This window comes from Roseovarius indicus (assembly GCF_008728195.1).
GTDB classification, from domain to species: Bacteria; Pseudomonadota; Alphaproteobacteria; order Rhodobacterales; family Rhodobacteraceae; genus Roseovarius; species Roseovarius indicus.
The window spans coordinates 2,740,363-2,767,153 of sequence record NZ_CP031598.1 but is presented as its reverse complement, the minus strand read 5'-3'; the positions used below and the strand labels follow the sequence as shown (position 1 = coordinate 2,767,153).

At 65.7% G+C, this 26,791-nt stretch carries 25 protein-coding genes and 1 tRNA gene; 15 read left to right on the top strand and 11 right to left on the bottom strand.

Features of this window, described 5'->3' with window-relative positions:
• Positions 1 to 3 precede the first annotated feature (3 nt).
• Positions 4 to 1,095 (bottom strand): recombinase RecA, encoded by a 1,092-nt coding sequence (gene recA / locus RIdsm_RS13085; protein ID WP_057815541.1) that lies wholly within the window; start codon positions 1,093 to 1,095, stop codon positions 4 to 6.
• A gap of 195 nt (positions 1,096 to 1,290) precedes the next feature.
• On the opposite strand from recA, the gene RIdsm_RS13080 reads away from it, so the two are divergent.
• On the top strand, positions 1,291 to 1,920 hold the full coding sequence (locus tag RIdsm_RS13080; protein ID WP_057815542.1) for a sulfotransferase family 2 domain-containing protein: 630 nt from the start codon (positions 1,291 to 1,293) through the stop codon (positions 1,918 to 1,920).
• Positions 1,921 to 1,932: 12 nt separating this feature from the next.
• On the opposite strand, the gene RIdsm_RS13075 is transcribed toward RIdsm_RS13080, so the two are convergent.
• From RIdsm_RS13075 to guaB, 3 genes are all read right to left on the bottom strand, one after another.
• Complete coding sequence (locus tag RIdsm_RS13075; protein ID WP_057815543.1) at positions 1,933 to 4,233, bottom strand: PAS domain-containing hybrid sensor histidine kinase/response regulator; 2,301 nt, start codon at positions 4,231 to 4,233, stop codon at positions 1,933 to 1,935.
• A 103-nt stretch (positions 4,234 to 4,336) separates the two neighbouring features.
• Complete coding sequence (locus RIdsm_RS13070) at positions 4,337 to 5,506, bottom strand: RsmB/NOP family class I SAM-dependent RNA methyltransferase (RefSeq protein WP_057815544.1); 1,170 nt, start codon at positions 5,504 to 5,506, stop codon at positions 4,337 to 4,339.
• Positions 5,507 to 5,551: 45 nt separating this feature from the next.
• The gene (gene guaB / locus RIdsm_RS13065) at positions 5,552 to 7,000 is read right to left on the bottom strand and encodes an IMP dehydrogenase (protein ID WP_057815545.1); all 1,449 of its coding nucleotides are present in this window, start codon (positions 6,998 to 7,000) and stop codon (positions 5,552 to 5,554) included.
• A 185-nt stretch (positions 7,001 to 7,185) separates the two neighbouring features.
• Here guaB and speB point away from each other — a divergent pair, with 185 nt between their 5' ends.
• Complete coding sequence (gene speB / locus RIdsm_RS13060; protein WP_057815547.1) at positions 7,186 to 8,145, top strand: agmatinase; 960 nt, start codon at positions 7,186 to 7,188, stop codon at positions 8,143 to 8,145.
• Positions 8,146 to 8,217: 72 nt separating this feature from the next.
• A complete protein-coding gene (locus tag RIdsm_RS13055; protein ID WP_057815549.1) occupies positions 8,218 to 9,171 on the top strand; it encodes a cation diffusion facilitator family transporter in 954 nt (317 codons plus the stop codon).
• A gap of 129 nt (positions 9,172 to 9,300) precedes the next feature.
• Here the strand turns inward: RIdsm_RS13055 and yidD are convergent, their stop codons facing one another.
• Genes yidD through rpmH form a run of 3 tightly spaced genes read right to left on the bottom strand, consistent with a single transcriptional unit; the run spans position 9,301 to position 10,096 of the window.
• Complete coding sequence (yidD, locus tag RIdsm_RS13050) at positions 9,301 to 9,540, bottom strand: membrane protein insertion efficiency factor YidD (RefSeq protein ID WP_057815551.1); 240 nt, start codon at positions 9,538 to 9,540, stop codon at positions 9,301 to 9,303.
• Positions 9,537 to 9,935: a ribonuclease P protein component gene (rnpA, locus tag RIdsm_RS13045; RefSeq protein WP_057815553.1), complete on the bottom strand. Its 399-nt coding sequence runs from the start codon at positions 9,933 to 9,935 to the stop codon at positions 9,537 to 9,539. The genes yidD and rnpA overlap by 4 nt, the downstream gene beginning before the upstream one ends.
• A gap of 26 nt (positions 9,936 to 9,961) precedes the next feature.
• Positions 9,962 to 10,096 carry a 50S ribosomal protein L34 gene (gene rpmH, locus RIdsm_RS13040; protein ID WP_012177012.1) on the bottom strand — a complete coding sequence of 45 codons (135 nt, stop codon included), beginning with the start codon at positions 10,094 to 10,096 and terminating at the stop codon, positions 9,962 to 9,964.
• Between the two features lie 304 nt (positions 10,097 to 10,400).
• On the opposite strand from rpmH, the gene RIdsm_RS13035 reads away from it, so the two are divergent.
• The 9 genes from RIdsm_RS13035 to RIdsm_RS12995 all read left to right on the top strand — a co-directional run bounded on the left by RIdsm_RS13035 (position 10,401) and on the right by RIdsm_RS12995 (position 18,233).
• A complete protein-coding gene (locus tag RIdsm_RS13035) occupies positions 10,401 to 11,132 on the top strand; it encodes a TVP38/TMEM64 family protein (protein ID WP_057815555.1) in 732 nt (243 codons plus the stop codon).
• Entirely contained in the window at positions 11,125 to 12,552 is a 1,428-nt protein-coding gene (locus tag RIdsm_RS13030) for a dihydrolipoyl dehydrogenase family protein (protein ID WP_057815557.1), read from the top strand. The genes RIdsm_RS13035 and RIdsm_RS13030 overlap by 8 nt, the downstream gene beginning before the upstream one ends.
• Positions 12,553 to 12,564: 12 nt before the next feature.
• Positions 12,565 to 13,956: a sensor histidine kinase gene (locus RIdsm_RS13025; RefSeq protein WP_057815561.1), complete on the top strand. Its 1,392-nt coding sequence runs from the start codon at positions 12,565 to 12,567 to the stop codon at positions 13,954 to 13,956.
• 60 nt (positions 13,957 to 14,016) lie between these two features.
• Positions 14,017 to 14,093 (top strand) — tRNA-Arg (locus RIdsm_RS13020).
• A gap of 110 nt (positions 14,094 to 14,203) precedes the next feature.
• Positions 14,204 to 14,773 (top strand): dimethylsulfonioproprionate lyase family protein, encoded by a 570-nt coding sequence (locus RIdsm_RS13015; protein WP_074939753.1) that lies wholly within the window; start codon positions 14,204 to 14,206, stop codon positions 14,771 to 14,773.
• A gap of 79 nt (positions 14,774 to 14,852) precedes the next feature.
• Entirely contained in the window at positions 14,853 to 15,506 is a 654-nt protein-coding gene (locus RIdsm_RS13010; protein WP_057815565.1) for an NUDIX hydrolase, read from the top strand.
• Positions 15,503 to 16,306: an inositol monophosphatase family protein gene (locus tag RIdsm_RS13005; protein ID WP_057815567.1), complete on the top strand. Its 804-nt coding sequence runs from the start codon at positions 15,503 to 15,505 to the stop codon at positions 16,304 to 16,306. Before RIdsm_RS13010 ends, RIdsm_RS13005 begins: the two co-directional genes overlap by 4 nt.
• 51 nt (positions 16,307 to 16,357) lie before the next feature.
• Positions 16,358 to 17,410, top strand: coding sequence for an AbrB family transcriptional regulator (locus RIdsm_RS13000; RefSeq protein WP_057815704.1), 1,053 nt, complete (start codon positions 16,358 to 16,360; stop codon positions 17,408 to 17,410).
• A 67-nt stretch (positions 17,411 to 17,477) separates the two neighbouring features.
• Positions 17,478 to 18,233 carry an SDR family NAD(P)-dependent oxidoreductase gene (locus RIdsm_RS12995; protein WP_057815569.1) on the top strand — a complete coding sequence of 252 codons (756 nt, stop codon included), beginning with the start codon at positions 17,478 to 17,480 and terminating at the stop codon, positions 18,231 to 18,233.
• A gap of 27 nt (positions 18,234 to 18,260) precedes the next feature.
• On the opposite strand, the gene RIdsm_RS12990 is transcribed toward RIdsm_RS12995, so the two are convergent.
• Together RIdsm_RS12990 and RIdsm_RS12985 are read right to left on the bottom strand one after the other, a co-directional pair.
• Positions 18,261 to 18,677 (bottom strand): cell division protein ZapA, encoded by a 417-nt coding sequence (locus tag RIdsm_RS12990; RefSeq protein ID WP_057815570.1) that lies wholly within the window; start codon positions 18,675 to 18,677, stop codon positions 18,261 to 18,263.
• A gap of 2 nt (positions 18,678 to 18,679) precedes the next feature.
• Positions 18,680 to 19,186, bottom strand: coding sequence for a hypothetical protein (locus RIdsm_RS12985; protein ID WP_057815572.1), 507 nt, complete (start codon positions 19,184 to 19,186; stop codon positions 18,680 to 18,682).
• A gap of 187 nt (positions 19,187 to 19,373) precedes the next feature.
• Between RIdsm_RS12985 and tkt the strand changes: the two genes are divergently transcribed.
• On the top strand, positions 19,374 to 21,392 hold the full coding sequence (gene tkt, locus RIdsm_RS12980; RefSeq protein WP_057815574.1) for a transketolase: 2,019 nt from the start codon (positions 19,374 to 19,376) through the stop codon (positions 21,390 to 21,392).
• 132 nt (positions 21,393 to 21,524) lie between these two features.
• On the opposite strand, the gene RIdsm_RS12975 is transcribed toward tkt, so the two are convergent.
• Both RIdsm_RS12975 and RIdsm_RS12970 read right to left on the bottom strand, forming a co-directional pair.
• Entirely contained in the window at positions 21,525 to 22,499 is a 975-nt protein-coding gene (locus RIdsm_RS12975; protein WP_057815576.1) for a DUF808 domain-containing protein, read from the bottom strand.
• Positions 22,500 to 22,532: 33 nt separating this feature from the next.
• On the bottom strand, positions 22,533 to 24,437 hold the full coding sequence (locus tag RIdsm_RS12970) for a cation:proton antiporter domain-containing protein (RefSeq protein WP_057815579.1): 1,905 nt from the start codon (positions 24,435 to 24,437) through the stop codon (positions 22,533 to 22,535).
• A gap of 138 nt (positions 24,438 to 24,575) precedes the next feature.
• On the opposite strand from RIdsm_RS12970, the gene RIdsm_RS12965 reads away from it, so the two are divergent.
• Both RIdsm_RS12965 and RIdsm_RS12960 read left to right on the top strand, forming a co-directional pair.
• Positions 24,576 to 26,021: a DUF5818 domain-containing protein gene (locus tag RIdsm_RS12965; protein ID WP_057815581.1), complete on the top strand. Its 1,446-nt coding sequence runs from the start codon at positions 24,576 to 24,578 to the stop codon at positions 26,019 to 26,021.
• Positions 26,022 to 26,210: 189 nt separating this feature from the next.
• Entirely contained in the window at positions 26,211 to 26,519 is a 309-nt protein-coding gene (locus RIdsm_RS12960; RefSeq protein ID WP_143100334.1) for a hypothetical protein, read from the top strand.
• Positions 26,520 to 26,791 lie beyond the last annotated feature (272 nt).

Sequence of the window (26,791 nt, the reverse complement as noted above, 5' to 3'; positions counted from 1 at the left end):
AAATCAGGCTTCGAGAATGTCGTCCGAGGCGCCGCTGCCGTCATCGTCATCGGCGGCCGACATATCGAAGTCGAGCCCATGAGCGGCGCGAATCTTGTCCTCGATATCAAGCGCGATCTGCTTGTTTTCCTTGAGGAAGTTCTTGGCGTTTTCGCGGCCCTGGCCGATCCGCTCGTCGCCGTAGCTGAACCAGCTGCCCGACTTCTCGACCACGCCGGCCTTGACGCCAAGGTCGAGCAACTCGCCGGTTTTCGAAATGCCTTCGCCATACATGATGTCGAATTCCACCTGCTTGAACGGCGGTGCCACCTTGTTCTTGACCACTTTCACCCGGGTCTGGTTGCCAACCACCTCGTCACGGTCCTTGACCGAGCCGATGCGGCGGATATCCATCCGGACCGAGCTGTAGAATTTCAGCGCGTTGCCGCCCGTGGTGGTTTCGGGCGAGCCGAACATCACGCCGATCTTCATGCGGATCTGGTTGATGAAGATGACGGTGCATTTCGAGCGGCTGATCGAGCCGGTCAGCTTGCGCATCGCCTGGCTCATCAGGCGGGCCTGCACACCGACGCTGCTGTCGCCCATGTCGCCTTCAAGTTCCGACTTCGGGGTCAGGGCGGCCACCGAATCGACAACGACCATGCTGACCGCCCCCGAGCGCACCAGCGTGTCGACGATTTCCAGCGATTGCTCGCCTGTGTCGGGCTGCGAAATCAGCAGTTCGTCGAGGTCGACGCCCAGCTTCCTGGCGTAGATCGGGTCGAGCGCGTGCTCCGCATCGACGAAGGCACAGACGCCGCCCTTTTTCTGTTCCTCGGCCACGCAATGCAGGGTCAGCGTGGTTTTCCCCGAGCTTTCCGGCCCGTAGATCTCGACGATCCGCCCTTTCGGCAGGCCGCCGATGCCGAGCGCGATGTCGAGGCCGAGCGAGCCCGTGGAGGTCGACTCGATGTCCTGCACCGGGTTGTCGGCGCCGAGCTTCATGATCGAGCCCTTGCCGAACTGGCGTTCGATCTGTGCCAGCGCGCTGTCGAGGGCTTTCTGCTTGTCCGCGTTCTTCTTGGAATCCATCGTCAAAAGATCTGCCGTTGCCATGTGGTTTTCATCCTTATTTCACACCCTGTTCCGGGCGGCAATCGCTGCCTTCGTTCACCTCTTGTTCTCGCCGTTATGCAGACAAAAGCAGAACATATCAAGAAAATTGTTGTCAAATCGACTTTTGTCCAATGAGGTTAAGAAGTAGTTTACAAGTCTCGATCACTTGGTGGAATGCGGGGAAAAAGCGGAAAAATGCTTGTTTTTGCACGGGAAAAGCTTGTCTTCCTGTCGGTTCCGAAAACCGGGACGACCGCCTGGCAGGCCGCGCTCGAGCCATTGGCGACCATGATGGTCCGCGATCCGCCCGAACTGAAGCACGCGCCGGTCTTTCGTTACAATCGGTTCTTCCGCCCGATGCTCGAGAAATTCGTGGGCGAAGGGCTCACGGTTCTGGCGGTGATGCGCGAACCCGTCGACTGGCTTGGCAGCTGGTACCGCTACCGGCAGCGCGACTTTCTTGCCGGGCGGCCGACCAGCACCCAGGGGATCAGCTTCGACGACTTCGTGCAGGCCTATGCCAAGGGTAACCCGCCGGCGTTTGCAAATGTCGGCTCGCAGGCGAAATTCCTGGAACCCCAGCGCAATGGAACGGCGGCGACGCATCTGTTCCGCTACGAAGACCAGGCCGGGCTGCGGCGTTTCCTCGAAGAGCGGCTGGGAGCCGTGATCGAGACCGATCGCCGGAATGCCTCGCCGGCCATGGCTTTGGAGCTGTCAGCCGGTACCGCCGAAAAGCTCCGCCGGAAATGCGCAGGCGAATTCGACCTCTATGACAGCATCGGTGAGAATGGCGCCTACACGCCACCGCCCCCGCTGTCATGAAGGACCGACGTTTCAGGCGCGCATCTGCGTCTGAACGGTTTCCGTGAGTTCGGACAGAGAGAACGGCTTCGGCAGAAAGACCGAGTGCGGAATCTCGGTCTGGGTATCGGCAAAGGTCTCGGGCGCGTAACCCGAGATGAAGACGACTTGCGTCTCCGGGCGCGCCGTGAGCGCCTCCCGCACCCATGTCGGCCCGTCCATGCCCGGCATGATCACATCCGTGACGAAGACGTCGATATGCAGGCTTTCGTCTTTCAGCAGTTCAAGCGCGGTTTCGGCGGAGTCGGCCTCGATCACCGTGAAGCCCCGCATCTTGAGCGCCCGGCTCGCGAAGGCCCGCACTGGCGCCTCGTCCTCGACCAGAAGAACCATGCCCTGCCCCCGGGGCTCGCGCAGTCCGGGAATTTCGACGGGCAGTGATTTCTGCACCAGAACGTCATGGGCCGGGAAGAGCATCATGAAGCGTGTCCCCTCGCCCGGCGTGCTGTCGACGAAGATGAACCCGCCGGTCTGTTTCATGATTCCGTAGACCGTCGAAAGGCCCAGCCCGGTGCCGTCGCCGGGGCGCTTGGTGGTGAAAAACGGGTCGAACACCTTGCCGAGGTGATCGGCCGCGATGCCGTTTCCGCAATCCTCCACCGTGACGCCCACGTAACGGCCCGGCGCAACCACGGCGCGGTCGCGCTTGAGCGGCTCTTTCAGGACGCGATTGCAGGTCCTGATGATGATGTCGCCGCCATCCGGCATCGCATCGCGGGCATTGACCACGAGGTTCATCAGCACCTGCTCGAGCTGACGCTTGTCGGCCCGCACCGCCCACAGATCGGGGTCGTGGATCACCTCGAGCGTCACCCTCTCCCCCACCAGCCGGTTGAGCAGGTGCGTCAGGTCGGACAGGATCTCGCGCAGGTCCATGATCTTGGGGCGCAGGGTCTGCTTCCGGGAATAGGCCAACAGCTGACTGACCAGCGCCGCGGCACGGTTGGCATTCTGGCTGATCTGCACGAGATCGGCATAATCGCCGTCATCCTGATCGTGGCGCAGGAGAAGCAGGTCGCAATGCCCGGAAATCGCGGTGAGGAGGTTGTTGAAATCATGCGCCACGCCACCGGCAAGCTGGCCAATCGCCTGCATTTTCTGGCTTTGCACGAATTGCGCTTCGAGGGATTTGAACTTGGTCGCGTCATGCAGCACCGCGATCAGGACCGACTCGCCGTTATCCACCGCCGGCGTCAGTGCCACCTGCACGAACACTTCGCGATCTTCGCGACGGACCCGGACAATCTCGGCCTGCACCGTGCCGCGGCCCGCCGCCGCATCGTCGAGCCAGTCGGGCAACGGCCGGCCCGGGCTTTCCAGGACATCGGTCAGGCGCCGCCCTTCTCCGCTATCGATGCCGAGAAGGGCGCGCGACGGCCGGTTCGACATCAGCAGCCGCCCGTCACGCGAGAGCTTGAGGAGCGGTACGGGCAGCGAATCGAAGAACGCCCAGCCATCGGGCGCCTTTTCCGCCGGGCCGGTCGCCGGGAAGAGGTAGACGTCGCGCGAGCCATCGTCGCGTGGCCAGTCGGCCGCCAGGCAGTCCGTCGTGCCGCTTTCCGTAACGATTTCGTTGATATGCCCCGTGCGAAGCTGTGCGCGGGGGCAGAACCGGTCAACCTTGTCCACATGTGCACCCAGCAGCGCATGGGCCGCCGCATTGGCCGAAAGAACCTCGTCATCCGGCCCGAGATGGATGACAGGCACAGCCCCGGCCAGCGCGGCCTGCCCTTGACCGCCTGTCTCGAGGTCGATGCGCCAGAGGCAGAGCCCGGGACCCGTGCGAAGCGCGGTGACCGAAAGCCGGCCGTCGGGCCGCAAGACCTCGCGCCGGGCCGATCCGCGCGTGCGCGCATCCCGCTCCATTTCGAACAGAAAGGCCGAGACATTGGCGATTTCCGCGTCGATCAGCCCGGTCAGCGTGGTTTGCCCCTCGCCGCCGAAGCAGCTCGTTGCCGCGTCGTTGGCGTAGAGCAGAACCAGGTCGGGACCGGTGAGTGCCACCGGCATCGGGTCGTGCCCGGCAAGATCGGAGATCTGCCGCACGGACGAGCGGACCGCCCGATCGGCGCGCTGCGCCACGACCCCGATACATGCCGACACCAGCGCAAGCAGCACCGCGGTCAGGATGAATGTCAGCTGCACCAGCCCGCCGCCCACCAGAAGACCCGCCGCGGCAAAGAGCAGCGCTGCCCCGAGAATGGCCTTGCCCCTGGGGCGAAGCTGGGCGGCAGCGCGATGCGTGGTGGGCCCGTCGGCCGTGTCGAAGTGCAAGTTTCAGCCCCGCAAGAAAAACAGTGTCCTCTTCTGTTTTTCGCAAAATACTTAAACTTGACTTAACGACAGAGCGGCTCACACGTCAAGGTTGCGCCACCTGTCACGCGGGCTTGCGAAGATGGGCCAGATAGAAGCCGTCACCGTCATCGGAAATCGGCCATGAGCGGTCGAACTCCAGTGTCCAGCATTCTGAATTCGAAAGGAATTCCGCGATCACGTCCGCATTCTCGCAGGCCAGGACGGAGCAGGTCGTATAGGCCAGAACACCGCCCGGACGTACCAGCGTCGCGGCCTCCGACAGGATTGCGGCCTGAAGGCCCGTCAGTTCCGCGAGCCGCTCGGGCGTCAGGCGCCACTTGGCTTCTGGCGCGCGCCGCCATGTACCGCTGCCGGAACAGGGCACATCGCACAGAACGAGATGATAGGGCGCCTGCGCCACGGTATCCGGGGTGGAAAGGCAACTGACGGTGCAGCCTGCCCTTTCGGCCCGGGCAGGCAGATCCTTCATCCGCCGGGGGTCGGCGTCGTGGGCAAACCACGTGCCGGATTGCCGGGCCGCGAGGGCGAGGATCTTGCCGCCGCCACCCGCGCAGTAGTCGAGCACCCTGGCACCGTCCGGCATGTCCAGCGCCTCCATCGCGGCCTGGCTGCTGCCGTCCTGCAACTCGACAAACCCGTCGCGATAGGCCGTGGAGCCGTTGATCCGGCGGGCGCCGTCATGCACGATCAGGGCCGTGCTGGCAATGTCGAGGGGAGTTGCCTGTATGCCATCTTCTGAAAGCATTGCAATAGCTTGTGACCTGTTCTTCAGGCTTTGATTGACCCGGAGCGTGATCGGGGCCCGGGCCCGGAGCGCCAGGGCAGCCGGCTCCGCCGCTTCGCCCAGCGACGCGCCGAAGGCCGTGACCAGCCAGTCAGGCAGGTCGAGCCGGTCGCCCTCCGACTCCGGCGCCGATCCGGCGGTGCGTTCCGCGTCGCTCAGGGGCGTCGGGGCATGTCCTTCGCCGGTGAACACCGTATCCGGGTCTGCACCCTCGTCCCTCAGCGCGCCGATCATCAGCCCCCGCCCGGTGCGGGCGCCACCGAGACAAGCGAATGACCGCAGGCAGCGCAGCGCCTGGAAGACGTGGTCGCGCACGGCGGCCCTATCCTTGGAGCCGGCATAGCGTGCGCCGCGCGCCCATCGCGTCAGGCTTTGCTCGGCGGGCTGGCCGTCAAGCACCTGGTCGAGAATCTCGATTGCCGCCGCAACGCGGGCGCCGGGGGTCATATCGTTACCTTAGAAACGTCGCACAACACTTTGGAAAATATGTGTTTACCCGATCCGATAGTTCGGGCTTTCCCGGGTAATCTGCACGTCGTGCACATGGCTCTCCTTCAGCCCGGCGCCGGTGATGCGGACGAAGTTGCAGTTGCTCCGCATCTCCTCGACCGTGGCGCAGCCGGTGTACCCCATCGCCGCGCGCAGGCCACCCACCAGCTGGTGCACGACGGCCGAAGCGGTGCCCTTGTAGGCCACCTGCCCCTCGATCCCTTCCGGGACCAGCTTGTCGCTGGCGGCATCCTTCTGGAAATAGCGGTCGGCGCTGCCGCGGGCCATGGCGCCAAGGCTGCCCATTCCGCGATAGGCCTTGAAGGTGCGCCCCTGGTAGAGGATCACCTCGCCCGGGCTTTCATCGGTGCCCGCCAGCATCGAGCCCACCATGGCGCAGGAGGCGCCGGCGGCGATGGCCTTGGCGAAATCGCCCGAGAACTTGATACCGCCATCGGCGATGATCGGGGTGCCGTTGGCCGCGGCGACGCAATCCATGATCGCGGTCAGCTGGGGCACGCCCACGCCCGCGACCATCCGCGTGGTGCAGATGCTGCCCGGGCCGATGCCGACCTTGATGGCATCCGCGCCCGCGTCGATCAGCGCGCGGGTGGCCTCTCCGGTCGCCACGTTGCCGGCGACGATCTGCACCTCGTTCGACAGGCTCTTGGCCCGTTCCACGGCCTGGGCCACGCCCTCGGAATGGCCATGCGCGGTGTCGATCACGATCATGTCGACCCCGGCATCGACCAGCGCGGCCGAGCGTTCAAACCCGGCATCGCCCACGGTCGAGGCCGCGGCACAGCGCAGGCGGCCGAGGTCATCCTTGCAGGCGGTGGGGTTCAGAACGGCCTGTTCGGTATCCTTCAGCGTCAGAAGCCCGGTCAGCTTGCCATCCTTGTCGGTGACGAGAAGCTTCTCGATCCGGCGGGCGCGCATCAGGTTCTTGGCTTCTTCCCGGTCGGCTGGCTCGCGCAGGATGGCCAGGTCGTCCGAGGTCATCATCACGTGCACCGGTGTGTCGTCGGAAGTGGCAAAGCGCATGTCGCGGTTGGTGACGATGCCCACGACCCGGCGTTTCTCGTCGACCACCGGGAAGCCGGTGAAGCCGTAGCGCTCGGTCAGGGCCTTGGCATCGGCCAGCGTCTGGTTCGGGGTCAGCGTCACCGGGTTGTAGACGATGCCGGATTCGAACCGCTTCACCCGCCGGACTTCGCGCGATTGCTCCTCGACGGTCAGGTTGCGGTGGATCACCCCGATGCCCCCGGCCTGCGCCATGGTGATCGCCATGCGCGATTCGGTCACGGTATCCATGGCCGAGCTCAGCAGCGGAATGTTCAGGTGGATCGACTTGGTGACGCGCGTCCGGGTGTCGGCGGTGCTGGGCAGCACGCTGGACTTGGCGGGTACGAGCAGAACGTCATCGAAGGTCAGCGCCTCACGAATCTCCATTGGGGGTCTCCATGGCCGGGATCGTTTGGCGCTTCCCTATTGCATGGATCGCTGGAAGGTGAAAGGCCAATTCGTCGGCGCCGGGACAAGGCCGGGTTGCAGCGGGCGCCGTGCCGTCCGCCCTTGCCGGGGGCCGGATTTGCCGCCACCCTGACCGGACACGCCACGTTCACGGGGACAGCAACATGACGACACACGGTTACGAGGCGGGGCGGCTCGACCTGCCCTTCGTGGGGATTTCCACCTTCGGCAAGCGGCCCTACGTGGCCGATTGGACGGCGATCGAGGCCGATGCCGCCATTCTCGGCGCGCCCTTCGATTTCGGCACGCAATGGCGGGCGGGAGCACGGTTCGGGCCAAGGGGCGTGCGCGAGGCCTCGACGCTGTTCAGCTTCGGCCATGCCGGGGCCTATGACCACGAGGACGACGTGACCTACCTGCCCGGCGACGTGCGGATCGTCGATATCGGCGACGCCGATATCGTGCATACCGATACGATGAAGAGCCACGCCAATATCGAGGCGGGCGTGCGGGCGATCCTCAAGGCGGGCGCTTTGCCGGTGGTGATCGGCGGCGATCATTCAGTCAATATCCCCTGCATCAACGCCTTCGACGATCAGGGCGATATCCACATCCTTCAGATCGACGCCCATCTCGATTTCGTCGACGAGCGTCACGGCGTCCGCTTCGGTCACGGCAACCCGATGCGCCGTGCGGCCGAGAAGGCCTATGTCACCGGCCTCACCCAGATCGGCATCCGCAACGTGAGTTCCACGGCGAAGGAAGGCTATGAAGACGCCCGCGCCATGGGATCGGACATCCTGTCGGTGCGGCAGGTCCGCAAGCTGGGGCCCGAGGCGACGGCGAACCGCATCCCGGAGGGCGCCCGCGTTTACATCACCCTCGATATCGACGCCTTCTGCCCCTCGATCGCGCCGGGCACGGGCACGCCCAGCCATGGCGGGTTTCTCTATTACGACGTGCTGGAGATCCTGCAGCAGGTGGCGCAACGGCACGAGGTGGTGGGCATCGACCTTGTCGAGGTGGCGCCGGACTATGACCCGACGGGCGGCACCTCGATTCTCGCGGCGCAGGTGCTGCTGAACCTGCTTGGCTTCATCTTCCACGCCCGGGCGCAAGGCTAGACCCGCCCGCGTCCGCTCATTGCACTCCCCGGGGGAGTGTGAAAGTTTTCCGGCCGAAAGGATCCGTCCGCGATGTCCGGTCATCACCACAATCACGGCCACCACCACCATCACCATGTCGACCCCGAGGCCGGCGATGCCCGCGTCTTCTGGGCCATCGCCGTCAACCTCGGCCTGACACTGGCGCAGGTCATCGGCGGTATCTTCGCCGGCAGCCTCGCCTTGATTGCCGACGCGCTGCACAATTTCTCCGACGCCATCTCGCTCATCATCGCCTTCGTCGCGCGCAAGATCGCACGGCGGCCGGCGGATGCGGCGATGACCTTCGGCTATGGCCGGGCCGAGATGGTGGCGGCGCTGATCAACTATACCACGCTGATCATGATCGGTCTCTACCTGGCCTACGAGGCCGCGTTCCGCTTCTTCGACCCGCAGCCGGTCGATGGCTGGCTGATCGTCATCATCGCGGGCATCGCGCTTGTCGTCGATGCGGTCACCGCTTTGCTGACCTATGCCATGTCGAAGGACAGCGCCAATATCCGGGCGGCCTTTCTGCACAACCTGGCCGACGCGATGGGCTCCGTCGCGGTGATCGTGGCGGGCACGCTGATCTTGCTCTACGACTGGCGGCTGATCGACCCGGCGGTCACCCTGCTGATCGCGGCTTATATCCTGTGGCATTCTCTGGCCGAGATCGGCGGCGTGATCCGGGTTCTGATGCTGGGCAGCCCGCCGGGGATCGAGACAGAGGCGGTGATCGATCATATCCGGAAGGTCGAGGGGGTGAGCGATGTCCATCATGTGCATCTCTGGCAGATGCAGGAGCATCAACCGGCGCTCGACTGCCATGTCATCATCCTCGAGGGGCAATGGTCTCAGGCTGACGCCATCAAGGAGCGTTGTCGTGCGATGCTATCGGATGCGTTCGGGATCGGGCATTGTACGCTGGAGCTGGAATGTGCCCGGCACGCCTGTCCCGAGCCGAGGACGATTGGCCATGCCGAACCGAAAGCCTCCACCGGTTGAGGCCAAGCTATCTACGCGCCCGTTTTCTTTGAAGAAAACGGCCCGGAAAATTTCAATTTTCCGGATGGTGCCATGGTCAACCGTCCGGCGCGGCGCCGTTTTCTTGAAAAGAAAACGTCCCGAATTCTTTCAAAGAATTCGGTTCCGCCGCTCGGGCACCGGGTCATAGCCGCACCTGCCCCACCGGTTGCACCGCGCAATCCGCCGCAGCGCGAGCCAGCCGCCCTTGATCGCTCCGTGCTTTTCCAGGGCCTCCAACGCATAGGCGCTGCAGGTCGGCTGATAGCGGCAATGCCAGCCCACCCATGGGGAAAACACCAGCCGGTACGCCTTGACCGGCAGAGAGAGAATATAGGCAAACGGGCTCATGCGGGCCCGTGCAGCTTGCGCAGCGCATAGAGGAAATCGCGCTGCAGGTCCTGGAAATCGCGCGACGCCGTCACCTCCGCCCGCCCGATCAGCGCGTAATCCCAACCGGGCCGCCCGTGCTCGGGCAGCAGAAGCCGCGCCACCTCGCGCAGGCGCCGCTTGGCCCGGTTGCGGGCCACGGCGTTGCCGACCTTCTTGGAACAGGTGAAGCCCACGCGCACCGTGGCATCGCCATCGCCCCGGTCGCGCCCCTGCACCAGCATGGTGCCGGTGCCCTGACGACGGGCGCGGTTCAGGGCCAGGAAATCGGGCCGCTTGCGCAGACGCTGGACGCAAAGAGACACCGCCGGGGGCGAATTCCCCGTTGTGTCGACGGGGGCCTCCGGCGGTGCCATGATCTCGTGAACCTGAAGGCTGAGGCTTACGCGCTCAGCGACTTGCGGCCACGGGCGCGGCGCGCGTTCAGGATCTTGCGGCCCGCTTTGGTGGCCATGCGCGCACGGAAGCCGTGCCGGCGCTTGCGAACCAGGTTCGAGGGTTGAAAGGTGCGTTTCATCGCTCCGGTCTCCGGTCTTGCGGGGCCGTCAGCCGGAATCGGCGCAGCCCGGGGAATGCTTCGAAGCCCGGTCTATAGTCGGGCATCGGAGCCAAGTCAAACCCGCCCGGGCGGTTTTGCAACAAAAAGCGCGACTCTGCGTGCCCGGCTGTTACAAAAACCCGGTTTTTCCGGCATTTGCACGGGAAGCGCCCGGATTTCCCTCACCCGGGATCACCCCCGCGTGATGCCTCTTTCGCGCGCGGCCGCCATCGCGCATCTAGGATACAGGAAAAGGGTAACGCACATCAAACCGGACAAGGATATGGAACAGGTCAGCCAGGGGGCCCGGCGGCCCCTCTCGCGTCATATTCCGCTTGCGGTCATCGCGGTAGCGGCGGTGATCGGGTATTTCACGTTGGGCGATTTGCTCAGTTTCGACACCCTGCGCGAGCACCGCGAGGCACTGCTGGCGTTCCGCGACGCCAATTTCACCGGCCTCGCGCTGGCTTTCATGGCGGTCTACGTGGGAATCGTCGCCTTCTCGCTGCCCGGGGCGGCGGTGGCTTCGGTCACCGGCGGGTTTCTCTTCGGGCTGGCGCTCGGCACCGTGTTCAACGTCACCGCCGCCAGCCTTGGCGCCGTCGCCATCTTCCTCGCCGCGCGCTGGGGGCTGGGCCGGATGCTGGCGCAGAAGATCGAAACCTCCGAAGGCACGCTGAAGAAGATCAAGACGGGCCTTCACGACAACGAGGTCAGCGTGCTGTTCCTGATGCGCCTCGTGCCGGTGGTGCCGTTCTTCGTGGCCAACCTGCTGCCGGCGCTGGTGGGGGTGCGGTTCGTGAATTTCGTCTATACCACCGTGCTGGGGATCATCCCCGGTGCACTGGTCTTCACATGGATCGGCGTGGGGGTCGGCGAGGTGTTCGACCGCGGCGAAAGCCCCGATCTCTCGCTTCTGTGGGAGCCGCAGGTGATCGGGCCGATCCTCGGCCTGTGTGTTCTGGCGGCACTGCCCATAATCATAAAAACGATACGAGGGAAGAAAGATGTCTGAAACCAAGCGCTTGACGCCCGACCTTCTTGTCATCGGCGCCGGGTCCGGCGGCCTTGTCATGGCGTCGGGGGCCGTGCAGATGGGCGCCTCAGTGGTTCTGCTCGAAGGCCACGAAATGGGGGGCGACTGCCTGAATTTCGGCTGCGTCCCCTCGAAAGCCCTCATCGCCAGCGCCAAGGCGGCCTATCAACAGGCGCATTCCGAGCCTTTCGGCGTGGCCAGCGTCACCCCCAAGGTCGACTATGCCGCCGCGATGGAGCACGTGGCCCATGCCATCGCCACGATCGAACCCCATGACAGCCAGGAGCGCTTCGAGAAGCTCGGCGTCACGGTGATCCGGGACTACGGCACGTTCATCTCGGACCGGGAGGTGAAAGCCGGCGACACGATCATCAAGCCCCGCCGGATCGTCATCGCCACCGGCTCCTCGCCGCTGGTGCCGCCCATTCCGGGGCTCGACACGGTGCCTTACGACACCAACGAAACCCTCTTCGACCGGCGCGAGAAGCCCGAGCACCTGCTGATCATCGGCGGCGGGCCGATCGGCATGGAAATGGCGCAGGCGCATGTGCGGCTGGGCTGCAAGGTCACCGTGATCGAAGGCGCGAAGGCCATGGGGCAGGACGACCCCGAGCTTGCCGCCATCGTCCTTGACCAGTTGCGCGACGAGGGCGTCGAGATCGCCGAAGACGCGCAGGCCTCGGAGATCGGCGGCAAAGCCGGCGCCATCGAGGTGAAAACCGAGGATGGCCGCAGCTTCAAGGGCTCGCACCTTTTGCTGGCCGTGGGCCGCAAGCCCAATATCGACCGTCTCGCGCTCGACACTGCCGGTATCGAGACCACCAAGCGCGGCATCAAGACCGACAGCGCACTGAGAACCACCAACCGCCGGGTCTATGCCATCGGCGACGTCGCGGGCGGGCTGCAATTCACCCACGTGGCCAGCTACCACGCCAACGTCGTCATCCGGTCGATCCTGTTCGGGATCCCCTCGAAAGCCAGGACCACCCATATCCCCCACGCCACCTATACCGACCCCGAGCTTGCGCAGGTCGGGCTGTCCGAGGCCGAGGCCCGCAAGGCCCATGGCGGCAATCTCGAGGTGTTCCGCGTCGACTATGCCGGCAACGACCGCGCCATCGCCGAGCGCAAGACCACGGGCTTTCTCAAGGTGATGGTGGTGCGCGGCCGGCCGGTCGGGGCGTCGATCGTGGGCGCGCAGGCGGGCGAGCAGATCGGCCTCTGGGCGCTTGCCATTGCCAACAAGCTGAAAATGAGCCAGATCGCCGGGATGGTCGCGCCCTACCCCACTCTTGGCGAGATCAACAAAGCTGGCGCCGGGGCCTATTTCTCTCCGCGACTGTTTGATAATCCTTTGGTGAAGAAAATCGTGGGGCTGGTGCAGCGCTGGCTCCCCTGAACCGGACGGCATATGCGGTTTTTCAAGACCCTATCGGGGCGTTTCCTTGTACTGACGGCGATCTTCGTCATGCTGGCGGAGATCCTGATCTTCGTGCCGTCCGTCGCCCGGTTCCGCGAGGATTTCCTGATGTCCCGGCTGGAGCGGGCGCAGATCGCCTCGCTGGCGCTGCTGGCGAACGAGGATATCACCGACGAACTTCAGGAGGAGCTGCTGCTCAACGCAGGCGTCTTCAACGTGGTGCTGCGGCGCGATGCGGCCCGGCAGCTGGTGCTGAGCTCGCCCATCCCCTCGCCGATCTATGCCACCTATGACCTGCGCAACCCGGCTCCGTTCGAGCTGATCGGCGATGCGCTCGCCGCGCTGGCCGACCCGACGCCGCGGGTGATCCGCGTGATCGGCGAGCCGTCGCAGATGGCCGGCCTGCTGATCGAGGTCACGCTCGAATCCGAGCCCCTGCGCAGCGCCATGATCGATTATGGCCTGCGAATCCTGCTGCTGTCCGCGGTGATCTCGGTCTTCACCGCCTCGCTTCTGTTCCTCGCGGTGCGCGGCCTGCTGGTCAAACCCATCCGCCGGGTGGTGGGCCACATGCAATCCTATGCCGCCGCCCCCGAGGACGCGCGCCAGATCATCGCCCCCTCCGCCGGTGTCACCGAGCTGCGCGAGGCCGAAGAGGCGCTGCAGACGCTGCAGACCCAGCTGACCCATGCGCTGAAACAGCGCGAGCGGCTGGCCCAGCTTGGCGGTGCGGTGGCCAAGGTCAGCCACGATTTGCGCAACATCCTGACCTCGGCCCAGCTTTTCACCGACCGGATCGAGATGAGCGACGACCCCAAGGTCAAGCGCATGGCACCCAAGCTGGTGAACTCGATCACCCGCGCGGTGCACCTGTGCGAGTCCACCCTCGCCTACGGCCGGGCCGAGGAACCGGCGCCCAAGCTGGAAGACATCGACCTCGACAACCTCGTGAACGATGTCATCGAAAGCGAACGCCTCGCGGTGGGCGAGTCGGGAATCAGCTTCTCGGCCGACGTGCCGTCGCGCCTTACCGTGCGGGCCGATGGCGAACAGCTGCACCGGGTGCTGTCGAACCTCGTGCGCAATGCGCGGCAGGCGATCATCGACACCGGCAAGCCCGGCGAGATCGGAATCGCCGCCTATGACGAGGACGGCGCCTGTCTCATCACCGTCACCGATACCGGCCCTGGCCTGCCGCCCAAGGCGCGCGAGCACCTGTTCCAGCCCTTCCATGGCGGGGCCACCAAGGGCGGCACCGGGCTTGGCCTGTCGATCGCACAGGAACTGGTGCGCGGCCATGGCGGCGATCTCGCGCTGACCCGCACCGACGAGACCGGCACGACCTTCGAGATCCGCCTGCCCCACGCCCCGAAATCCGCCTGACAATTTTGTAACGCACCCCCTTGCAATGACTTCCCGCACCGTCTAGATGCTCGTCTCCACGGACCGATAGCTCAGCTGGATAGAGTACCTGACTACGAATCAGGGGGTCGGGGGTTCGAATCCTCCTCGGTCCGCCACTTCCCCCCTACAACATGTTGACGACGCAGGATGGTGTGCCGGACAAAGGGCGCTGATGCGTCGGCTTTCGACGCCCGAGCGGCACCCCAACGGCCAATGTGGAACCCCCATGACAGTTGACCCTGGCAAAGACCTTCTGTTCCTTATCCTGCGCCTTCTCCGATCCAGCCACCCCGATCTCGTAGCCGCTCTCGAAGCGCAACGCTGGCACGCCACGCCGCAGGTCTTCACACCCGCGCCCGCCTGCGCCCATCTGCCTGCCGCCATAGCCCTCTGCCCGGCCACCGGGTCCATCGCCGCGATCGCCGACCGCCTGACCGCCCTCGTCCATCACCTGTCATGGACCGCCGACTACCCTTCTCATCCGATCCTCAAGGACAGGTTCGCGCACGCCGTCATCGCCCGCAGCGACGGGGCCCTCGTCGGCTGCAACCTGCTCGGGCCGCACGTCGCCTACCCGCCGCACGCCCATCTCGCCGACGAGATCTACCTGCCCGTAAGCGACAGCCGCGCGGTCTTCTGGCAGGCGACCACGGATACCGACACCCGTGCCACCCCCGGCACGCCGATCACCCACGGCCCGTCCGAACCCCATGCCCTGACCACGCATGACCACCCTGCCCTCAACCTCTGGCTTCAGCATGGCGAAGCGCCGGGCGGCCCGACCTGGTTCGTGTGATCCGCCAGTCCGGCCTATAGGCTCGACACCGGCGGGCAGACCTGTTCCACTATGCGGAAGCCAACAGGAAAAGCAGCCAATGACAGACATGCCGACAGAGCCCGATTACGCCTTCACCCGGGCGCTTCGGTCAGACATGGAGACCCACCTCGCCCGCTTCACCCAGGCCAGCGCCCGCACCGGCGATCTGCGGCTCGCCTCCGTCGCCATCATCGTCGCCCCGGCCGAACCGCCCGGAGAGGCCGGCGTGCTGGTCACCCTGCGCCCGCCCCGGCTGAACAGACATGGCGGGCAATACGCCCTGCCCGGCGGCCGCCTCGACCCGGGTGAAACGCCCCTTCAGGCCGCGATCCGCGAAACGCAGGAAGAGCTTGGCCTCGACATCGCCGAAACCGACCTCATCGGCCGGCTCGACGATTATCCCACGCGCTCCGGCTTCGCCATGATCCCGCATGTCTTCTGGTGCGAGGATATCTCGGGCATGACGCCCGACCCGTCGGAAGTGGCCGAGGTTCACACCCTGCCCCTCCGCGAGGTCGACAGCGACAAGATCCCCCTGCTCGACCTGCGCCCGCACAGCGAGCATCCGGTCCTGTCGGCGTTCTTTCCCACGCTCGGCCACACAATGTACGCGCCCACGGCGGCCGTGCTCTACCAGTTCCGCGAGGTTGCCATGCGCGGGCTCGCCACCCGCGTCGCCCATTTCGATCAGCCGGAATTCGCGTGGAAATGAGCGCGCCGCCGCTCGACACCTGCCTGGACACCGCGCATCACCTCGCCGACATCGCCGGGGCCATCGCGCGCGAGGTCTGGTTCGGCCCGGCCGTGACAGATTTCAAAGCCGACGGCTCGGCCCTGACCGAGGCCGATACCCGTATCGAGACCCGCCTGCGCGAGGTTTTGGAGTCCCGCCACCCCGACCACGGCATCCTCGGCGAGGAATTCGGCGGCGCGGCGCTCGACCGCGAATTCGTCTGGGTCATCGACCCGATCGACGGCACACGGCAGTTCGGTGCGCGGCTGATGAATTTCGGCGTGCTGATCGCGCTCTGCCACCGGGGCCGGCCCGTGCTGGGGATCATCGACCAGCCCCTCGCCGGGGCCCGTTATGCCGCGGCCGAAGGCCTCGGCGTCACGCTCAACGGCACGGCCATCGCGGCACGCCAGACCACCGCCCTGTCACAGGCCACGGTCGCCATCGCCAACCCCGCCTCCTTCCCTGAAGAGATGCGCGAGCCCGCCGACGCCATTGCCCAGGCGGCGCGCATGACGGTCTATGACGGCGGCTGCCTGGCCTACGGCGCTCTGGCCCGGGGCCAGATCGACCTCTGCCTCAACGGGCCCGATCTCGACCCCCATGACATCTGTGCCGTTGTGCCGGTCGTGGAACAGGCTGGCGGCACCATCACCGACTGGGAAGGGCGCCCCCTGACGCTGGCCTCCGAAGGCGCCATTCTCGCGGCCGCCACCCCGGCGCTGCATGCCCAGGCGTTCGACCGGCTGACCCGGCACGATCCGGTCTGGATTCCCTGAACCTGTCGACAGCCGCTTGCACCTCCCGCGTTCCGGTGGTTGATGGTGACCATGGCGCACATCTTTGTCACCTTCGGCCTCATCTGTCTTGGCGCGCTGACCGGCTGGGGGGCATCGCTCTTCGGCCTGCCGCTGCCGTACCTGATCGGGCCGCTGGTGATCTGCGCCCTGATCGCGACGGCCCTGCCGCACCACCTGCCCGAGGGATACGCCTTCTCCCACCGCCTGCGGCAGGTCTTCATCGGCGTGATCGGCCTGATGATCGGCGCACAGGTCACGCCCGAGCTTTTCGCCTCCGCTCCCGAATTCGCGGTGACCTTCACCGCCCTGGCGCTCTTCATCGGCGTGTGCCTCGTCTACAACTTCTGGGTCTTCCGCATTCTCGGCGGCTATGACCGCGTCACCGCCTTCTATTCCAGCTCGCCCGGCGGGCTTTACGAGTCGCTCGCCCTGGGCGAGGCGGCGGGCGGCAACGTCGCCCGCCTGACCCTGCAACAGTTCCTGCGCGTGATCATCGTCGTCACCGCCCTGCCCATAGGCCTCTCGCTCTGGCTGGGCGAGCCCGTGGGCAGCGCGGGCGGCGTGACGCTGGCGCGCGACGACGTGCCCTGGACCGATCTGCCCTTCATCGTCATGGCCGGGGCGGCCGGGTATTTCGGCGGCAAGCTCATGCGCTTCCCCGCGGCCCAGCTGACCGGGCCGATGGCCGCGGCGGCCATTCTTTCCGTCACCGGCATCTTTCATGTCGATATCCCCATCTGGCTGGTCAACATCGCGCAGATCGTCGTCGGTTGCGCCCTCGGCATGCGGTTCACCGGCCTCTCGCGCGGGCTGATCCTGCGTGGCGCGGGCCTGTCCCTGCTTTCGGTGGGCGGCATGCTGGCGCTGGCCATGGTCTTCGCCGTGGGCGTGGTACAATTCGTCGAGGAGCCGCTCGACGTGCTCCTGATCAGCTTCGCACCGGGCGGGGTGACCGAGATGTCGCTCGTCGCGCTCAGCCTTCAGGCCAACCCCGCCTTCGTGACCCTGCACCATATCTTCCGCATCCTGATGACGGTGGTCTGGCTGATGGCCTCGGCCCCCTGGGTGCGGCGCAATTTCTGATACTTTGACACCACCCGCCAGGCGGGTTATCTGAACGCATGTTCATTTCCTGACAGGAGAGCCGCCAATGCGCATCGAAGACACCGCAGCCATCATCACCGGAGGCGCCTCGGGCCTCGGAGAAGCCACCGCGCGCCATTTCCGCGAGCTCGGCGCCCAGGTCACCCTGTTCGACCGCGACGAAGAGCGCGGCACCGCCGTGGCGGACGAGATCGGCGCGACCTTCGTCAAGACTGACGTCACCGACGAAGAATCCGTCAAGGCCGCGGTTGCCGCCGCCAAGACGGCGATGGGCAAGATCACCTGTGCCGTCAACTGTGCGGGCATCGCGCCGGCGGCCAAGACGCTCGGCAAGGACGGCCCGCACGACCTTGGCACCTTCCAGCAGACCATCAACATCAACCTCGTCGGCAGCTTCAACGTCGCCCGCGTGGCCGCCGCCGAGATGGCCATGGAAGACCCCTCCGACGACGGGCTGCGCGGCGTCATCATCAACACCGCCTCCATCGCCGCCTTCGAGGGCCAGAAGGGTCAGGCGGCCTATGCGGCCTCGAAAGGCGGGATCGTCGGGCTGTCGCTGCCCATGGCGCGCGACCTCGCGCGCGAGGGCATCCGCGTGATGGCCATCGCGCCGGGCCTGATGCTGACGCCGATGCTGCGCGGCCTCCCGCAGGAGGTTCAGGACCAGCTTGCCGCCGACGTCACCTGCCCGCGCCGCCTGGGCGACCCGGCGGAATACGCCGCGCTGGCGCGGTTCATCGTGGAATGCGATTACCTGAACGGCGACGTGATCCGGATCGACGGCGCGCTGCGCATGAAGTAACGCCCGCGCCGCCCGGGAAGAGGGACGTCAGGCGTTTTCCTCTTCCTCTTCCCAGTCTCCGGCCCCGCCTTCGACCTGGTCGGCCAGCGCCTCGGCGCGGGCGGCCAGTTCGGCCATGGCGTCGGTCACGTTATCGGGAAGCACCGGCACCTCGACCCGCTTCGGCTCGGCCTGCGCGTTGCGCATCTGGTCCAGCTCGGCGTCCTTCTCCATCAGCTTGTCTTCCGCCTCGCGCAGCTTGTCCTGCATCCCGGCGGTCTTGTCCGCCAGCATCAGCCCCGCCATCAGCAGCATCCGCGCCTCGGGAATGCGTCCGATCTGCGACGTCAGAACCGACGCCTCCTCGTCCAGCATCTTCGCGGCGAACTTGAGGTAATGCTCCTCGCCTTCCTGGCAGGCGACCTCGAAGGTGCGGCCGCCGATCTCGACCTCGATCTCGGGCATGGTCAATCCTCCTGGTTATGCGCGACGCGCACGTTTTCGACGGCATCGAACAGCTCGGAATAGACCAGCGTCGTCTCGGCCCGGTCCGCGGCGCGGGTCGCGCGCAGACCTTCCAGCTCGGCCTGCAGCGCCCTGTTGATCAGGTCGGGGTCACCTACGCCGGCCTCGTTGGCCTCGCGCAGCTTGCTGTTGATCTCGCGCAGGCTCTCGTTCGCCTCGCGCAGCCCCTGCAGCTCGGCGTCGAATTCCCGAAGTTGCTCGGCGATGTTCTCGCGGGCGGATTGAAGCTCTCCCTCCAGCCGTTGCCGGCGGACCTGCAGCTTCTTGGTGCGTTCGCGCAGCTGCCCGTTGGCGATGCGCTCTTCCTCAAGCTCCTGTTGCAGGGCTTCCAGCTCGCCCGGGGCCGGTTCGACCCCTTCGGCAACGCCACCGCCCATCCGGTCGAGCCCCTGCCCGATCCGGTCGAGCGCGGCGGCGATCCGGCCCTGTAGCTCTTCAATCTGGCTCATATCCCCAGTCCTTCGTCTGCTTTTCTTGGTCCGGCCGCGAATCGGCGGTCGAACTGTCTCGCCCAACTCTACAAAATCGCAGGGAAAAGTTCGCCCCCTCAAAATACCCCGCCCAAGTACGCTTGAACTTTGGCCCGTGGCTGGTATGCAACCTTCGACCGGTTTTCATTTCAAGGATGCATGACCCGTGGATATCGCTGCCCTTCGCTCTGCCAATCCCGACCACTGGAACAAGGCCGCGGCCATCCGCGCGCTGACCCTCGACGCCGTTCACGCGGCCAATTCCGGCCATTCCGGCATGCCGATGGGCATGGCCGACGTGGCGACGGTTCTCTACGAGAAACACCTGAAGTTCGACGCGGCCGACGCCAACTGGCCCGATCGTGACCGGTTCATCCTGTCGGCGGGCCACGGCTCGATGCTGCTCTATTCGCTGCTCTACCTCACCGGCTACGAGGGCATGACGCTCGACCAGATCAAGAACTTTCGCCAACTGGGCGCGATCACGGCGGGCCACCCGGAAAACTTCCTGCATGACGGGATCGAGACCACCACCGGCCCGCTGGGCCAGGGCATCGCCAATTCCGTGGGCTTCGCCATCGCCGAGGAGGTGCTGCGCGCCCGCTACGGCCGCCAGCTGGTCGACCACCACACCTATGTCATCGCCGGCGACGGCTGTCTCATGGAAGGTGTCAGCCAGGAGGCGATCACGCTGGCCGGGCGGCTGGCGCTCAGCAAGCTGATCGTGCTGTGGGACAACAACAACATCACCATCGACGGCGAGGTCGGCCTTGCCGACCGCACCGACCAGCCCAAGCGCTTTGCCTCGGCCGGTTGGGAAGTGATCCAGATCGACGGCCACAACCCCGAGGAAATCGACGCCGCGCTGACCAAGGCCAAGAGATCGCGCCGCCCAACGATGATTGCCTGCAAGACGCATATCGCCCTCGGCCATGCGGCGCAGGACACCTCCAAGGGCCACGGCGCGCTGACCGATGCCGATCAGCTTCAGGCCGCGAAAGAGGCCTATGGCTGGACAGGCGGCCCCTTCGAAGTGCCCGGCGACATCAAGTCGGCCTGGGAAGAGATCGGCCGCCGCGGCGCCCAGGAACGGGCGGCATGGGAAGCCCGCCTGGCCGGCGCCTCCGAACGGCGGCAGGCCGAGTTCGCCCGCATCATGGCGGGCGACACCCCCAAGAAGCTCTCCTCGCGCATCACCGCGCTGAAGAAACAGATCAGCGCCGAGGAGCCCAAGGTCGCCACCCGCAAATCGAGCGAGATGGTCCTCGAGGTGGTCAACCCGATCATGATCGAAACCATCGGCGGTTCGGCCGACCTGTCGGGGTCCAACAACACCCGTTCGGGCGACATGACGGTGTTCGACACCAACAACCGCAAGGGCCGCTACATCCATTACGGCATCCGAGAACACGGCATGGCGGCGGCGATGAACGGCATGGCGCTGCATGGCGGCGTGCGCCCCTATGGCGGCACCTTCATGTGCTTCACCGACTACGCCCGCCCCTCGATGCGCCTGGCCGCGCTGATGCAGGTGCCGACCGTCTTCGTGATGACCCATGACAGCATCGGTCTCGGCGAAGACGGGCCCACCCACCAGCCGGTCGAACACCTCGCCATCAGCCGGGCCACGCCCAACACCTATGTCTTCCGCCCCTGCGATACGGTCGAGACGGCGGAAGCCTGGGAACTGGCGCTGAAATCCACCTCGACGCCGTCGGTCCTGTCGCTGACCCGTCAGGGCGTGCCGACGCTGCGCACCGAGCACAGACAGCGCAACATGACCTCCTTCGGGGCCTACGTGATGGCCAACTTCAATGCCGAGAGAAAGGCGATCCTGATGGCCACCGGCTCGGAGGTGCACGTGGCGATGGCCGCCCGCGAGATGCTCGAGGCCGAGGGCATCGGCACCCGCGTCGTCTCGATGCCCTGCTGGGAGCTCTTCGAGGAACAGGACGAAGCCTACCGCAAGCGCGTCCTGCCCGGCGGCGACTTCGTCCGCGTCGCGGTCGAGGCCGGGGTCCGGCAGGGCTGGGATCGCTGGCTCTGCGGCGAGCGTGGCCGGCCGAAGAAAACCGGCTTCGTCGGCATGGACAGCTTCGGCGCATCGGCCCCGGCCGAGGTGCTTTTCGAGAAGTTCGGCATCACCGCAGAAGCCGTGGCCGAAAAGGTCAAGTCGCTGCTCTGATCCGGCCTGCAGGCGACGGCCCGGCCGTCGCCCGCGCCGCCGTTTTCTGCACAGAAAACGGGCTGGAAAATACGCATTTTCCAACCCGGAATTTGCGCAAATTCCGGGCGCCGCCAGCCTGCTCCGCGGCCCTCAAACGAACGGGTTCAGCTTCGCGATCCGCTGCCAGACCGGCGCGATCAGCCTGGTGCCGATCGGCACCAGCACCAGCCCCAGCGCCAGCCCGAACACTCCATCGAGCGCGGCGACGATCCCCCATGTCACGGCGCCCTCCGCCTTGCCGGCGGTATGGCCGATCTCCTCGGCGACATGATGTATCCAGTCATAGACCACCGGCCAGCCCAGCGTGTCGAGCCCGTGAATGATGATCGAGCCGCCGACCCACAGCATCGCCGCCGTGCCCACGACCGTCAGCAGCCACATGAACCGCGGCATCAGCCGAACGATCGCCCGCCCCACGGCCCGCGTCGCCCGCAGGATCCCGTTCGTCGCCATGAAAAGCCCCATGTCGTCGGCCTTCACGATCAGCGCCACGGCGCCGTAAACGACAGCCGTGATCCCGATGGCCACGACGGCCAGCGTGGCCCCTTCCATCCAGATGTTGCTGGGCGGAATGGCCGAAAGGGCAATCGTCATGATCTCGGCCGACAGGATGAAATCCGTCTTGATGGCCCCGGCCACCTTTTCTTCTTCCAGATGGGCCGGGTCGCTGGTCTTTTCCGGCTTGTCCGTCCCGTGGTCCTCGTGATGCCCGAACCCCATCGCATGCACGATCTTCTCGGCGCCCTCGAAACACAGGTAGGCCCCGCCCAGCATCAGCAGCGGCGGGATGAGCCACGGCGCAAAGGCCGACAGCGCCAGCCCGGCGGGCAACAGGAACACCAGCTTATTGATGATGGAGCCCCGCGCGATCCGCCAGACGATGGGCAATTCCCGCTTGGCATCGAACCCGGTCAGGTACTTGGGCGTCACCGCCGCGTCATCGATCGCCGCACCAGCGGCCTTGGCCCCTGCCTTGGCCGCCTGCCCTGCCACGTCATCGACCGAGGCCGCCGCCACTTTCGCAAGGCTCGCCACATCGTCAAGCAGCGCCAGAAGTCCACTCATATTGTACCCTGATTCAAATCTTCTCGTTTAAGCTCAAGTCCCGCCGTCACGGATCCGTTCCATCCGTTCGCGAATTTCGGCCTCCCACGTGCCCCGGCGCGACCGGACGAGTTCGACATAAGCCGGATTCTCGTGAAGGGGAACACCGATATCATAGGCTTCCGCCGCCTCGAGCATCGCCTCCTGGTCGCGCTCGACGAAGGCGTCGATCATCCGCTGCGCCACCTCCCGCTCGATCCCCATCGCCTCGAAGACCGACCGGCTCATCCGCATCGAGCTGTCGAAGGTCTCGCGGATGATGTCGCGACACCCGTAATACCACAGGTCATAGACATGGTCGCGGTCGATCGCGCGGGCCACGATATGCACCTGGGGATATGTCTTGCCCACATGTCTGACGATCTCGTTGATCTGCTCGCGGTCGTCGATCGCCACGATCAGCATCTTCGCCTCGGCGATCCCCGCCGCATGCAGCAGGTCGGGCCGCGAGGCATCGCCGTAATAGTGCCGCGTGCCGAACCGTTCGAGGATATCCAGCCGCCGCGCGTTGTAGTCGATCACCGTCGTGCTCAGCCCCGCGGCCCGCATCACCCGGTCGATCAGCCCGCCCATCCGGCCGGCGCCGGCGATGATGATCTGGCGGTCGCCCGGCATCTCGTCCGGCTCGCGCTCCTGCACGGTGGAAAACCGCGGCGCGATCACCCGGTCATAGAGGATGAACAACCCCGGCGTCAGCAGCATCGACAGCGCCACCACCAGCAGAAGCTGATCGGCCAGCGCCGTCGGGATCACCCCGTTGGCGACCGTGAAAGACAGAAGGACAAAGCCGAACTCCCCCGCCTGCGCCAGCCCCAGCGCAAAGAGCCACCGGTCGGCGCCCCTGATCCGGAACACCACCGCCAGGACGAGCAGAACCGCCACCTTCGCCGTCATCAGCCCGATGGTCATCCCAAGAATGCTGAACAGGTTCTCGAAGAGCAGCCCGAAATTGATCGACGCGCCCACCGTCATGAAGAAGAGCCCCAGCAACAGCCCCCGGAACGGGTCGATGTCGCTCTCCAGCTCATGTCGATAGGGCGAGTTGGCCAGCACCACGCCCGCCAGGAACGTCCCCAGCGCGGGCGACAGCCCCACCACCAGCATCAAGAGCGCGATCCCCACCACCATCAGCAGCGCCGTCGCGGTGAAAAGCTCCCGCAGCCCCGCCGCCGCGATGAAGCGGAACACCGGCGTCGTCAGGTATGACCCCCCGATCACCACCGCCGCCACCGCCGCGAAAGTCACCAGCGCCGTCTGCCAGCCGTTCAGGCCCTCGACAAGGCTGATCGCGGGCCCGTGCCCGCCCTCGTCATGCCCCGCCTCGGCCGCGCCGTGGGCGGCCTCCTCGACCCCATGCGCCACCACCGCCGCATGATCCGCAAGCTCCGGCAAGGCCAGCAACGGCAGGAAGGCCAGCATCGGGATCACCGCGATATCCTGCGTCAGCAGCACCGCGAAAGACGACTGCCCGCCATCGGACTTCATCAAGCCTTTCTCGCCCAGCGTCTGCAGCACGATAGCGGTCGACGACAGCGCAAAGACCAGCCCCACCGCCAACGCCACCGACCACGGCAGCCCCAGCAGAACACCCGCCCCGTAAACCAGCGCCACGGTCAACCCGATCTGCCCGCCGCCAAGCCCCATCAGGCGCCCCCGCATCGACCACAGGTGCTTGGGTTCAAGCTCCAGCCCGACGAGGAACAGCATCATCACCACCCCGAATTCCGCGAAATGCTGGATCGAGACCACGTCGACCCTGAGCAGCGCCAGCACCGGGCTGATCACGATCCCCGCGATCAGGTAGCCCAGCACCGACCCCAACCCCAGCCGCGTCGCAATCGGCACCGAGATCACCCCGGCCACGAGGAAGGTGAACGCCAGCAGCAGAAAGTCGGTCATGTCCTGTCCCCCAAGTCGGGCGCCCACCCGGTTCCTTCTAGGAATAGCCGCCCCGCCCCGTGCCGCAAGCCGAATTCTCCGGAACATGGCCGCCGGGGGTCGGGTTGGGCGACAGGAGAAGGACAAACGGAGGACCCCATGAAACGCATCACCCCCCGCGCCACCCTCGCGGCGGTGGCCCTCACCGCCGGGGCGGGCATGGCCAGCGCCCAAGGCGCCTGCGGCACATCCTACGCCATCGAGCCGGGCGACACGCTCTACAAGGTCTCGCAGCGCTGCAATGTCGGCCTGACCCGGATCATGGAGCTCAACCCCAACGTCAACGCGCGCGACCTGTCCGTGGGCCAGAGCATCCGCCTCACCCGGGGCACGCGCGCTGATGGCCAGACCGGCACGGATTACCGCAATGGCACCCGCCGTGGCGCCGAAACCTATCGCGTCGGCCGGGGTGAAACGCTCTATTCCATCGCCCAGGCGGTCGGCGTCTCGGTCATCGAGCTGCTCAATGCCAATGGCAGCATCGACCCCACCGACCTTGCCGTGGGCGACGTCATCGACGTGCCCACTGACACTCCATCCGCCGCCGTACGGATCACCCCCGAAAGTGGCCCGCCCGAAACGCAGGTCACTCTCCGGGCCCGCAACCTGCGCCCGAACGACTGGGTCACCATCGGCGCCGGCCGCGCCTCGTCCGAGTGGCGCGCCATCGGCCAGGCCCGCGCCGACGGCCAGGGCGACATTTCCGCCGATGTCGGCCTGCCCGACTGGGCCGATCCGGGCGACAGCCTGATCTACGTGCTCGACACCGACCGGGGCATGACCCTCAAATCCGGCCGCTTCGATGTCACCGTACCCGACCGCAACACCGGTGGCGACGACGACACCGACCGCATCACCCTCGAAGGCCGTGTCGGCCAGGGCGCGGAATGCGCCACGCTGACCACCGCAGACGGCGATGTCTGGTCACTGACCAGCGCCGATACCGGTTTCACGGAAGGCGAATATGTCCGCGTCACCGGCGCGCGGAAGGCCGCCGCCTTCTGCCAGCAGGGGCTCGGCACGATCGATGTCGCCCGGATGGAAGAGATCGACGCACCCGATGACGGTCGCGATGACCGGAACGGCGGCAACACCGACATGCTGACCCTCGAAGGCCGCGTGGGCCAGGGCGCCGAATGCGCCACCCTGACCACCGCAGACGGTGACGTATGGTCCCTCACCAGCGCAGATATCGGTTTCACCACCGGCGAATACGTCCGCGTCCGCGGCGAACGCAAGGCCGCGGCCTTCTGCCAGCAAGGTGAAGGCACGCTCGAGGTCGTCAACCTCGACGAGATCGACCGCGACACCGGCACCGACGCCCCGCGCGACGACCGCATCACGCTGGAAGGCCGGGTACAGCAGGGCGTCGAATGCATGGTGCTGAAAACCCGCGACGGCGATATCTGGTCGCTCACCAGCGACGACGTCCGCTTCACCGAAGGCGAGTTCGTCCGGGTTTCGGGCCAGCAGGCCGAGATGTCCTTCTGCCAGCAGGGCGTCGGCACCGTCAGCGTCAGCGAGATCAGAGAAGTGCCCAGCTAAGGGCGCCGATTTGAAACCTGACAGGGCCGGTCACCGCGACCGGCCCTTTTTTTGTCGAGGGTGTTTTCTGCCGCATGGTGCCAGTGCAGGTCAGAGCCGGGCTGTGCATGGAAGACAAGTCAACCCTATACAGGGTATGGTCATTTTCACGGCCAGTCCAACGCCCTTAAACAGTACGAAGAGAGACTCATGAGGAAAATCGTGGCTATTCTCAGCCTCTTTGTTCCGCAGTCGTGGCTATCGACCGCATACATAGGTGAACGCATTTCTATCCTGGCCGGTGATCCAGACTCATGCGAGCATGAGTGGGACGTGGTTGCGGGCATTTTGTCTAACGTGGAACTGCAGGTTCAATGCAGAAAGTGCGCAACCTTCAGTGAGGTCCCCAATCCAACCAAAGAAGAATGGGATGCCTGCGCTGGTGCCATGGCAAATCCGTATCCATGGGAAGATAAATCGCGGATCAGATACTATCAGGTAGACAATACGATCCATTGAAACGTGAGCAGGTAATTGACAAAACCCTGCCGTTTCCCGTGTGGCAATAACGCCGTTCTTGGCGTTTCATCCCAAAATCACCATCGGCTAAGCGCGGTGAATGCTCACTTTCGCCCGCATGACCAACACGGCTGGCCCAGCTTTGCCCGACCGCCCCACACGTTAGCGCCACCATAAGCGCATCCCCGCCACACCACCCCTACGTTATCGCTATCACTTTGATAAAGGCCGATTTTCACCTTTCTCCCGGCCCCACCCCCGTCTATATCGCG